This window comes from Bradyrhizobium sp. SBR1B, assembly GCF_014198205.1.
In the GTDB taxonomy this organism is placed as follows: Bacteria; Pseudomonadota; Alphaproteobacteria; order Rhizobiales; family Xanthobacteraceae; genus Bradyrhizobium.
Genome location: NZ_JACIHC010000002.1, coordinates 522,435 through 532,702, shown reverse-complemented (window position 1 = coordinate 532,702; position 10,268 = coordinate 522,435). Strand labels below are relative to the sequence as shown.

The following is a 10,268-nucleotide window of genomic DNA, read 5'->3' as shown; positions in this document are numbered from 1 at the left end:
TTGTGGCCCCGTTGCTCGCGCCGCGCATTCGCAGCCGTAGGGTGGGCAAAAGCGCGCGAGGCGCGCTGTGCCCACGTCCTCCTGGTTCAGACAGACGCGTGGGCACGCTCCGCTTTGCCCGCCCTACGAGACCTTCATCCGCGAAAAAAAGCCCCGGAGACATCTCCGGGGCTTTTGTCGTTTCGCGCCTCGCAGCGCGAGGCAGTTACGTTCGCGTCCGCATCCGCATCATGAAGCTGTCGAAGCTGAGTTCTGCCACCTGCATCCAGGCAAGCGAGTCGGCCCGATAAGCGGTGAGACTCGAGTACATCTTGCCGAAATGCGGATTGCTCTTGGCGAGATCCGCGTAGATCTCATTGGCCGCGCCGTAGCAGGCCTCGAGCACCTCCTGCGGGAAGGGCTTGAGGATCGCGCCGGCGGCGAGCAGCCGCTTGAGCGCGGGCGGATTTACCGAATCGTACTTGCCGGTCACCCAGGTGAAGGTGTCGAGCGAGGCCGTCGAGATCGCCGCCTGATAATGTTTCGGCAACGCGTTCCACTTCTCGAGGTTCATGAGGTTATGGCCTTGGCCGGTGCCTTCCCACCAGCCCGGATAGTAATAATACTTTGCCACCTTCACGAAGCCGAGCTTCTCGTCGTCATACGGCCCGACCCACTCCGCCGCGTCGATCGTGCCCTTCTCCAGGGCGGGATAGATATCGCCGGCCGCGATCTGCTGCGGCACACCGCCGAGCTTCGCGATGATGGTGCCGGCGAAACCGCCGACGCGGAATTTCAGGCCCTTCAGATCATCGACGGTCTTGATCTCCTTGCGGAACCAACCGCCCATCTGGGCGCCGGTCGAACCCGTGGGGACACCGATGGCATTGTGCTCCTTCAGGAGATCGTTGAGCATCTCCTGACCGCCGTTCCAGATCAGCCAGGAGATGTGCTGGCGCGTGTTGAGACCGAACGGCAGCGATGTGCCGAAGGTAAATGCAGGGTTCTTGCCCCAATAATAATAGAGAGCGGTGTTGCCCATCTCGACGGTGCCGTTGGAGACGGCGTCGAGCACTTGCAGGCCCGGCACGATTTCGCCGGCGGCAAAGGGCTGGATCTGGAAACGATTGTCGGTGATCTCGGCAACGCGCTTGCAGAAATATTCGCAGCCGCCATAGAGCGTATCGAGTGATTTCGGCCAGCTCGCAGCTAACCGCCATTTCACCTCGGGCATCGACTGCGCAACGGCCGGCGCGGCAACGGCACTCGCGGCCAGGCCCAGCCCGCCCGCCGTCAGGAATTTACGACGTTCCATGTAGTCCCTCCCTGTCCTGTCGAGTCCTCGACGAGGGATCGCGATCTTGTCGTCGCTTTGTCTTCGCCGGTGGCCGACGTTTTATTGCGTCCGAAATTCTATGTTCCCGGATCGAGGTGCAGGATGACCAAAGGGGGATCGCAAATCAAGCGCACTTTGGTTGAGCTTGCGGTGGCGCCGCTCAATGCTGCGCTGCGAACGCGGCCTCCATCGCCTTGCGCGTCTTCACCGTCTCGTTGCCGGCGTCGAACTCGACGTCGCTCCAGCGCACCACCGCGCCGTGCGTGACGTCGTGCTTCAGCTTCAGGCGGTGGGCGAGGCCAATCGGCAGCGCGCCGGCCTTGAGGCTCGCGGCCGCCGGTACCAGCTTGCCCCACACCGTATAGCCGCCTTCGCCGTCCAGCATCTCGCCCGCGCGCAGATTGCGCTTGGCCACTGCCGCAACGTCGCCGCGGAAGCCGCTGGCCTGGCCGGTCGGCTCGCCCCGCAGCGCCGCCGACAGCACCGAGATGTTCAGCTCGAGCCCGATCAGATGATACGGCTTGTACATCGCCGCATAACGTCCGCTGCCGTCGGTCTTGAGACCGTATTGCCGGAAGCAGTCGGCGGCATAGTCGTTCGGCGCCTCCAGCACGACATAGACGCCCCAGCGGAGGTCGCGAAACACCGGCCGCCCGTCCCGTTCGAGCGAGGAGACGACCTCGACCACGCCCGGCCGCTCCAGCACGCCGCCATGCGAGCGCGGCCGCATAATGTGCGGCAGATCGTCGACGCCGCAGGGCGGAAACAGCAGGCCGTCCGTGGGCACGTCGAGGGCACAGGCATTGGCGATCGCGGCCATCTCGATCGCTGATTTGGTGCCGTCGAGAAACGAGTTGAACATCTGCGGATTCATGCCGGCCGACTGCGCTTCGCCCGCGGTCAGGCCGTAATGCTGCCAGACGCCGTCAGGCGTCACGTCGTGATAGGCCGGCAGATATTTTGTGCCTTTACCGGCGGCGACGACGCGGAAGCCGGTGGCGCGGGCCCAGTCGACCATCTCGGCGGTCAGTGCCGGCTGGTCGCCATAGGCGAGCGAATAGACCACGCCCGCTTTGCGCGCTTCCTCGGCGAGCAGCGGACCTGCCAGCACGTCGGCCTCGACATTCACCATCACGATATGCTTGCCCGCCGCGATCGCGGCGCGCGCATGCCTGATCCCGACGGCGGGATTCCCGGTCGCCTCCACAACCACGTCCATGGCGCCGCCGGCAATGGCGCGGGCGCCGTCATCGGTGAAGACGGTTGCGGCGATCCGCTCGGCGCTCCAGCCGACGGTGCGGCAGGCCTCGCGCGCGCGGTCGCGGTCGATGTCGACGATGATGGGCACCTCCAACCCCGGCGTATGCGGCACCTGCGCCAGAAACATCGAGCCGAACTTGCCCGCGCCGATCAGCGCGACCCGGACCGGCTTGCCGGCGGACGCGCGGGCCTGGAGTAGGCGGAAGAGGTTCATGGGGGATTGTCCTGGTAATGGTCGTGTCCCGGACGCGGTGCAGCACGTAGTGCTGCTGCGCAGAGCCGGGATCCAAAAAGGAAACTATCAGCGCGGCATGGGCCCCGGCTCAGCAGCGCACCGCTGAAGAAGCGCTGCGCTGCGTCCGGGGCGCGAGACCTACTTACTCCGCCGCCTGCCGCGGCGCACGGGCAAGCCGCAGCAGCGCGTCGTCGTCCACCGTCTTGATCGGGGCGAAGTCGCGATGTGCGATGTAGTCCGGCCGCGTCGGGCTGCGGATGTAGTTCGAGACCGCGTTCAGCGTCAGGTACACGATCTTGCGCGGGAAGGGCGTGATGTTGCCGGCCGAGCCGTGGACGAGATTGCCGTGGAACATCAGCATGCCGCCTGGCTTGCCGGTCGGCGCCACGATGCCGCCCTGCGCGACCAGCCGCGTCACCGTCGCCTCGTCCAGCGTCCACAGCGGATAGGATGTGGTGGCGAGGTCGTGCGAGGCTTCGAGATCGCCGGCGTTCTGGCTGCGCGGCACCAGCATCAGAGGCCCGTTGATCGGCATCACCTCGTCGAGGAAGATCGCGATATTCATGGCCCGCGGCTCCGGCATGCCGTCGTCGCGCTTCCAGGTGCCGTAATCCTGGTGCCATTGCCAGACGTCGCCGGTGAAGGCCGATTTCGCGTTGATCTTGAACTGGTGCATGTAGACGGGCTCGCCGAACAGCTGCTCGACCGGGTCGATCATGCGTGGATGCGCGCCGAGGAGGCCGAACGCCTCATTGTAAAGATGCGCGGCAAACGCCGTGCGCGGCGCGCCGCTCTTCTCGCGCCAGACTTCGGGACGGTTGGCGTCGTAGATGCCGACCGCCTCGCGCGCCAGCAGATCGACCTCCTCCTGATTGAACAGCTCGGGCAGGAACAGCCAGCCCTCGCGGTGGAAGAACTCCAATTGCTCCTGAGACAGTTTCATGGGTCGTTTCCTCCTGTTTTGTTTATTTGTCGTTTCGTCGCTCCGGGGCGGTCCGCAGGACCGAGCTCCGGTGCGCACTTGCGCACCGTAGTCGCGCGTCGCGCGTCCGGAATGACAGCGCAAATCGCTACGCCGCCGCTTCCTCCGTCGCCCTCAATCTCTCCTCGGTCATCCGTCCCGCCGTTTGCGCATGCGCCAGCGCGGCGGCTTCGGCGGCCTTCGCGTCGCCCGCGAGAATGTGTCCGGCGATATCGGCGTGCTCGGCCCAGGCGCTGCCGCGATAGTCGAGCTCCGACAGCACTGTCGCCATCGAACGCCGCATATGCGGCCATTGCGGCGCGATCGTCTCCTCGATCACGGGATTGCCGGCGAGCTGATAGATCGCGCGGTGAAAATTCACGTCGAGCACGATCAGTTCAGTGAGTGTCGTGTTGCGGTCAATGCCGCGCCCCGCGGTGAACGCAGCCTCCAGCCGCGCGCGTCCTGCCGCGTCGCTGGCGGCGCGCTTCGCCGCAAGCCGCGCGGCCAGCGCGTCGATCGCGCCGCGCACCTCGTAGAGCTGGCGGATGCGCGCGGGATCGAGCTGGGTGACCTCGAAGCCGCGCTTGCCGCTCTCGGCGACGAGGCCCTGGCGGTGCAGCAGGTGCAGCGCATGCGAGACAGGCTGGCGCGACACGCCAAGCTTGTCGGCGAGCTCGTTCTGCCGGATGCGCTGGCCGGGCTCAAGCGTGCGGTCGGAGATCGCCTCCAGGATGCGGGCATAGACCTGGTCGATCAGGTTTGGGAGCGGGTCGAGAGGGATCACGCCGGCAGCTCCTGCGAGGGAATACGGAATTCCGTATTCGAAGGTATCGCGGGAGGGGGAGGGCGTCAAGACGAGCTGCGCGCCCGCGCCCAAGGCGCCCGCGCGGCTTCGCTAAGTCATTGATATCGCTATGATCGTCTACTGTGCATGGGGTTGTTTTCGCGGAAAAACCTCCGCCTCAACCCTCCAGCACCTCCACCTCCAGCGCGGCGATCCCTTCCGCATCGGCCAGCGCCTCGATTCCGGCAATGCGTTCGCCCTTGAACGTCACGCGCAGCGCGATGCGCAGCTGGCCACCGAGGATGACGGCAACGCCGATCTCGCCGTCGACCAGTGCCGTCCGCGCGGCCTGGGCGCGGCCCTTGTAAAGCTGTGCGACCGCATCCGCGCCCCGGATCTCCGGTAGCGTGCCGAGCCGCACCGCGGCCTGATCGGCGCGGAAGACGACGTCGGGGTCGAGCACGGCGAGCAGCCCCTCGAAATTGCCTTCGCGCGACGCTTTGAGGAAGGCATCAACGATTCCGCGCTGGCGCGACAGGTCGGTCTCGGGCACCGGCGCCCCCTGCACGCGCCGCCGCGCCCGGCTCGCGAGTTGCCGCGATGCGTCGACCGAGCGGCCGACGATCGGCGCGATCTCCTCGAAGGGCACTGCGAACATGTCGTGCAGCACGAAGGCGAGCCGCTCCGCCGGCTGCAAGGTCTCGAGCACGACGAGCAGCGCCGCGCCGACGGAATCGGCCATCTCCGCCTCGCGCTCCCGCGTCTCGTCGAGCGGCTCGGGCACATGCGGGCCCATCGGCTCTTCCTTGCGCGACTTCCGTGCGCGCAGCATGTCGAGGCAGATGCGCGCGACCACGGTCGTCAACCAGCCGCGCAAATTCGCAACATCGGACATGTCGTAGCGGCTGACCCGCAGCCAGGCCTCCTGCACGGCATCGTCGACCTCGGCGCCGGAGCCCAGCATGCGGTAGGCGACCGCGCGCAGATGGTCCCTGCTGGCTTCGAACTGGTGGCTGAGAAAATCGTCTTCGAAGTTTTTTTCGGTCATCGGTCACATTCCCTCGTCGCGATCCGTCATGCCCATGACGAAGCCAATCCGGCCGATGTGACCGGAACCTTCGACATTCGAGCGATGGAGACGAAAAAGATGCACGCCCGCATGAATCACCCTGTCATGGTCCTCCCCGAGGCCATGAATGTCCTGCAATCCCTCGGCAATCTGACCAAGCAGGGGCTGCCGGAAAAGCTCCTGGAACTGGTGCACCTCCGCGCCAGCCAGATCAACGGTTGCAGTGTCTGCGTCGACATGCACCCCAAGGTCGCCCGCAAGCTTGGTGAGACCGACGAGCGCCTGTTCGCCGTGTCCGCCTGGCGCGATGCGCCCTATTTCACCGACGCCGAGCGCGCCGCGCTGGCGCTGACCGAGGCCGTCACGCGCCTCGCCGACCGCGAGGATCCGGTGCCCGACGCAACCTGGAACGAGGCCGCCAAGCATTTCGACGAACGCGAGCTCGCAACGTTGATCCTGTCGATCGCGACCATCAATGTCTGGAACCGGCTGAATGCAACGATCAAGATGCCGGTCGGCGTGTGGAAGGTGTGAGGTCTCTTTCCCTCGCCTCTCCCCGCTTGCGGGGAGAGGCGACGAGAGCACCTACTCCGCCAAGAACCGGTTCACCACCTCGCCGAACTCCAGTGGCGCTTGCTCGAACATCCAGTGGCCGGCGTTCGGAATGACTGCCGTTTGCGCGCCCGCGATGTGCGCGGCCAGCACGCGCCACATCACTGACAGGCTTCCCGTCGTCGCGCCGCCGCCGATCAGCAGCGTCGGCGTGCGGATCGCCTGTGCGTCGCTGAGCGTGTAGGGCCGGCGCTGCTCGTTGATCTGGCCAAGGAAGGTGAGCGCGTTGTCGCGCAGCTGCTGCTTGGCCGCCGCGGGCACGCGCCGCCACGAGCCGTCACCCTCGATGCCCTCGTAGAAATTCTGCAGCGCGCCCTCGATATCGCCGGCGCGGATCATCTCGACCGAGCGCGCGGTGCGCGCCGCCAGCGGCGGGTGCGCGGGCGTGCCTTCCGGCACCGGCAGGGATGCATCGAGATCGCCGCCCGGCTCGGCCAGCACCAGTTTTCGCAGCAGATCAGGCCGGGCCTGCGCCACGCGGAAGGCAATGTGGCCGCCGCGCGAATGGCCCATCAGGTCGATCGGTGCGGGCGTCACCTGCTCGATGAAAGCGATCGTGTCGGCAACGTGCTGCGCCATCTTGTAGTCGTCGCCGACGGCATCCCAATGTTCGGGGAAGAAATGCCGCAGACTGACCGAGATCACGCGATGGGATTTCGAGAGCGGGCCGAGCACCGAATACCAGGTGCGGAAATCACCTAATGTGCCGTGCACGCAGACCAGCGGATGGCCCTCTCCGACTTCGAGATAGGCCATGTCGTAACCGTTGACGCGGAATGTCTGCATGATCAGCTCGCCAGGAAGTCGAGAACCACTTCGGAGTATTTCTGCGGCGCCTGCTCGAACATCGGATGCGTCGCATTCGGGATGATCGCCGTCTTCGAATAGGGCACATGCGCAGCGAGCGCATGCAGCACTTTTGGCAGCAGGCCTTTGGTTCGCGCCCCCAGGACGAATAGCGTCGGCATCTTGATCGCCTCCGCATCCGCCTTGGAGAACGGCGGACGGTTGTCGCGGACCTGGCCGATCAGGGTGGTGGCGTTGTCGCGAAGGTTCTGTTTCACCAGGGCCGGCAGCCGCGGCCAGGTGCCGGCGCCTTCCAGCGTGTCGACGAACACGGCAAGGCCGCCGTCGACGTCGCCGGCCGCGATCTTCTCGGCCGAGGCCGTGAACCGCGCCAGGAGCGGCGAGGGCCCGCCGACATAGTCGGGATCGAGGCTCGCATCGAGTTCGCCGCCGGGTTCAGCGAGGATCAGCCGCCGCAACAGATCCGGCCGCCGCTGCGCCACGCGGAAGCAGATGTGCCCGCCGCGGGAATGGCCCATCAGGTCGACGGGCCCGAGGTCGAGCTCCTCGATGAAGGCAATGACGTCGTCGACATGCTGGGCGATCGAGTAGGTGTCGCCGATGCCGTCCCATCGCGCCGGGAAGAAGTGCCGCAGGCTGACCGCGATCACCCGGTGCCGTTGCGACAGCGGGCCGAGGACGCAGCCCCAGACCCGGAAGTCGTTGAGCGAGCCGTGCACGCAGACCAGCGGCGCACGTCCTTTGTCCTCGCCCACGTCGAGATAGGGCATATCGTATCCGTTGACGTGGAGGCTTTGCATTCCGGGGCTCGCGAAGGATTGGAACTCCTGTGCAAGATTCCCGGAAACCGGGTGGATCGCAACTATTTCCAAGCCTAGATTTGGTCCGAGATCACATTGGGGGCATGCGACGAGGGACGCAAGCTCAGGAACCAAACCATGACCGACCAGCATTTCGCTCTGTTCGACACCAGGATCGGCCTCTGCGCCATCGCCTGGGGCCCGCGCGGCATCAACGGCACGCAATTGCCGATGGGCGGTGAGCAGAAGATCCGCACCCGCATCAGCCAGCGCCACGGTGATGCCGTTGAGACCGAGCCGACCGCCGAGGTGCAGCAGGCGATCGACCGCATGACAAAACTGCTCGCAGGCGAGCCGGATGACCTCACCGATATCGAGCTCGATCTCGACGGTGTGCCCGAGTTCAACCGCGGCGTCTACGCGATCGCCCGCGCCATCCCGCCCGGCAAGACCATCACCTATGGCGACATCGCCAAGCAGCTCGGCGGCGTCCAGCTCTCGCGCGACGTCGGCCAGGCGCTCGGCCACAATCCGTGCCCGATCGTGGTGCCCTGCCATCGCGTGCTGGCTGCCGGCAACAAGCCCGGCGGCTTCTCGGCGAATGGCGGCGTGGTGACGAAGCTGAAGATGCTCGAGATCGAAGGCGCGCTGGTGAACCACACGCCGAGTTTATTTGATTGAGGCGGCTTGCACCCCTGCCGTAGGGTGGGCAAAGCGGAGCGTGCCCACCGTCTCGTCGTAACATGGAGAGGTCGTGGGCACGGCGCTTCGTGCCTTTGCCCACCCTACGAGACCTCCGCTAGATCTTCGCCGCCGTCTTCGGCCAATATTTGTCGCGCAAATGCCGCTTCACCAGCTTGCCTGTGGGCGTGCGCGGCAGCTCGGCTTCGAAATCGATCGAGCGCGGGCACTTGATGGCAGAGAGGCGGCCCTTGCAGTAGGCGATCAAATCGGCCTCGAGCGCCTTGCCGGCACGCTTCATGTCGTGCGGCTGCACCACCGCCTTCACCTCTTCGCCCATCTCCTCGTTCGGGACGCCGAACACCGCAACGTCGGCGACCTCGGGGTGGGTGATCAGCACATCCTCGGTCTCCTGCGGGTAGATGTTCACGCCGCCCGAGATGATCATGTAGGACTTGCGGTCGGTGAGATAGAGGAAGCCATCCTTGTCGAGATAGCCGACGTCGCCGAGCGTCGACCAGCCCTTGGCGTTGTAGGCCTTCTTCGTCTTCTCGGGGTCGTTGTGATAGGTGAACGCCGGAGCGTCGGCGAAATAGACCGTGCCGATCTCGCCGACCGGCTGCTCTTCGTCGTTCTCGTCGAGAATCTTGATCTTGCCGACCACGGCGCGACCGACGCTGCCGCGATGCGCCAGCCATTCCTTGGAGCTGCAGACGGTGACGCCGTTGCCTTCCGAGCCGGCGTAGTACTCGATCAGGATCGGCCCCCACCATTCGATCATCCTGGCCTTGACGTCGACCGGGCAGGGCGCCGCGGCGTGGATGGCGCCCTTGAGCGTGGAGACTTTGTACTTCGCGCGGATCTCGTCCGGCAGCTTCAGCATGCGCACGAACATGGTCGGCACCAGCTGCGACTGCGTCACCTTGTATTTCTCGACCAGCGTCAGGAATTCCTCGGCGTCGAAATGCTCCATGATGATGGAGGTGCCGCCGAGCACGATCGCCATCATGTTGAAGCGCAAGGGAGCTGCGTGATAGAGCGGCGCCGGAGAAAGATAGATTGTGTCGGCGTTCATGCCGCACATGTTGGCGCAGAGCACGCGCAGGAATGCGTTCGGCTCGTCGATCGGCTTGCCCTCGAACGCCTTCTTGACGCCTTTCGGCCGGCCGGTGGTGCCGGACGAATACAGCATGTCGTAGCCGGCGATCTCGTCGGCAATCGGTGTGATCGGCTGGCTTGCTGCTTCCTCGTCGTAGGAGCGGAAGCCGGGCAGCGGCTCGTCCATCATGTAGAAGATCGGCTCGCCGGCGGCGCCCTTGATCAGGCCCTTGATCTGGTCGGCGCATTTCGGCGTCGTGATCACGACCTTGGCGCCGCAATCGGCGATGATGTAGTCGATCTCGTCCTGCTTCAAATAGCGGCTGATCGCGGTGTAGTAGAGCCCGCTCCGCTGGGCGGCCCAGCACAGCTCCATGAAGGCGAGGCGGTTCTCCATCAGCAGCGCGATGTGGTCGCCGGCCTTGAGGCCGAGCGAGCGGAACAGATGCGCGCCCTGGTTCGAAAGCTCGTCGAGCTCGCGATAGGTGATCGCCTTGCCGGTGCCGGCCATCTGGTAAGCGATCTTGTCGGGCGTGGTGCGGGCATGGATGGAGGGGTGGGTCATGGCGTTTCCTCAAAACGCGAATGGCGAGTAGCGAATGGCAAATAGGAAGAAGGGCAACCGCTCTTCGCCTACTCACCA

10 protein-coding genes are annotated in these 10,268 nt (G+C 65.4%); 2 read left to right on the top strand and 8 right to left on the bottom strand.

Features of this window, described 5'->3' with window-relative positions:
- Positions 1-205: 205 nt before the first annotated feature.
- From GGD61_RS07210 to GGD61_RS07190, 5 genes are all read right to left on the bottom strand, one after another.
- Positions 206-1,294 carry a TRAP transporter substrate-binding protein gene (locus tag GGD61_RS07210; RefSeq protein WP_092255638.1) on the bottom strand — a complete coding sequence of 363 codons (1,089 nt, stop codon included), beginning with the start codon at positions 1,292-1,294 and terminating at the stop codon, positions 206-208.
- 181 nt (positions 1,295-1,475) lie between these two features.
- Positions 1,476-2,789, bottom strand: coding sequence for an NAD(P)H-dependent oxidoreductase (locus GGD61_RS07205; RefSeq protein ID WP_183230464.1), 1,314 nt, complete (start codon positions 2,787-2,789; stop codon positions 1,476-1,478).
- A gap of 163 nt (positions 2,790-2,952) precedes the next feature.
- Complete coding sequence (locus GGD61_RS07200; RefSeq protein ID WP_018316233.1) at positions 2,953-3,753, bottom strand: phytanoyl-CoA dioxygenase family protein; 801 nt, start codon at positions 3,751-3,753, stop codon at positions 2,953-2,955.
- Positions 3,754-3,880: 127 nt separating this feature from the next.
- Complete coding sequence (locus tag GGD61_RS07195) at positions 3,881-4,558, bottom strand: GntR family transcriptional regulator (protein WP_092255955.1); 678 nt, start codon at positions 4,556-4,558, stop codon at positions 3,881-3,883.
- A 178-nt stretch (positions 4,559-4,736) separates the two neighbouring features.
- Positions 4,737-5,606: a sigma-70 family RNA polymerase sigma factor gene (locus GGD61_RS07190; RefSeq protein ID WP_092255632.1), complete on the bottom strand. Its 870-nt coding sequence runs from the start codon at positions 5,604-5,606 to the stop codon at positions 4,737-4,739.
- 99 nt (positions 5,607-5,705) lie between these two features.
- Here GGD61_RS07190 and GGD61_RS07185 point away from each other — a divergent pair, with 99 nt between their 5' ends.
- Positions 5,706-6,161, top strand: a complete 456-nt coding sequence (locus tag GGD61_RS07185) for a carboxymuconolactone decarboxylase family protein (RefSeq protein WP_092255952.1) — start codon at positions 5,706-5,708, stop codon at positions 6,159-6,161.
- Positions 6,162-6,212: 51 nt separating this feature from the next.
- Here GGD61_RS07185 and GGD61_RS07180 read toward each other — a convergent pair whose 3' ends face one another.
- Both GGD61_RS07180 and GGD61_RS07175 read right to left on the bottom strand, forming a co-directional pair.
- Entirely contained in the window at positions 6,213-7,025 is an 813-nt protein-coding gene (locus GGD61_RS07180; RefSeq protein WP_092255629.1) for an alpha/beta fold hydrolase, read from the bottom strand.
- A gap of 2 nt (positions 7,026-7,027) precedes the next feature.
- Positions 7,028-7,846 (bottom strand): alpha/beta fold hydrolase, encoded by an 819-nt coding sequence (locus tag GGD61_RS07175; RefSeq protein ID WP_092255626.1) that lies wholly within the window; start codon positions 7,844-7,846, stop codon positions 7,028-7,030.
- 138 nt (positions 7,847-7,984) lie between these two features.
- Here GGD61_RS07175 and GGD61_RS07170 point away from each other — a divergent pair, with 138 nt between their 5' ends.
- Positions 7,985-8,527, top strand: a complete 543-nt coding sequence (locus GGD61_RS07170; RefSeq protein ID WP_092255949.1) for a methylated-DNA--[protein]-cysteine S-methyltransferase — start codon at positions 7,985-7,987, stop codon at positions 8,525-8,527.
- A 118-nt stretch (positions 8,528-8,645) separates the two neighbouring features.
- On the opposite strand, the gene GGD61_RS07165 is transcribed toward GGD61_RS07170, so the two are convergent.
- Complete coding sequence (locus GGD61_RS07165) at positions 8,646-10,190, bottom strand: acyl-CoA synthetase (protein ID WP_183230463.1); 1,545 nt, start codon at positions 10,188-10,190, stop codon at positions 8,646-8,648.
- Positions 10,191-10,268 lie beyond the last annotated feature (78 nt).

What these genes read in the sequence shown, in the direction of transcription:
- GGD61_RS07185 (WP_092255952.1), top strand. Translation starts at nt 5,706, where the DNA reads ATGCACGCCCGCATGAATCACCCTGTCATGGTCCTCCCCGAGGCCATG.
- GGD61_RS07205 (WP_183230464.1), bottom strand. Translation starts at nt 2,789, where the DNA reads ATGAACCTCTTCCGCCTACTCCAGGCCCGCGCGTCCGCCGGCAAGCCG.
- GGD61_RS07200 (WP_018316233.1), bottom strand. Translation starts at nt 3,753, where the DNA reads ATGAAACTGTCTCAGGAGCAATTGGAGTTCTTCCACCGCGAGGGCTGG.
- GGD61_RS07210 (WP_092255638.1), bottom strand. Translation starts at nt 1,294, where the DNA reads ATGGAACGTCGTAAATTCCTGACGGCGGGCGGGCTGGGCCTGGCCGCG.
- GGD61_RS07170 (WP_092255949.1), top strand. Translation starts at nt 7,985, where the DNA reads ATGACCGACCAGCATTTCGCTCTGTTCGACACCAGGATCGGCCTCTGC.
- GGD61_RS07175 (WP_092255626.1), bottom strand. Translation starts at nt 7,846, where the DNA reads ATGCAAAGCCTCCACGTCAACGGATACGATATGCCCTATCTCGACGTG.
- GGD61_RS07180 (WP_092255629.1), bottom strand. Translation starts at nt 7,025, where the DNA reads ATGCAGACATTCCGCGTCAACGGTTACGACATGGCCTATCTCGAAGTC.
- GGD61_RS07190 (WP_092255632.1), bottom strand. Translation starts at nt 5,606, where the DNA reads ATGACCGAAAAAAACTTCGAAGACGATTTTCTCAGCCACCAGTTCGAA.
- GGD61_RS07165 (WP_183230463.1), bottom strand. Translation starts at nt 10,190, where the DNA reads ATGACCCACCCCTCCATCCATGCCCGCACCACGCCCGACAAGATCGCT.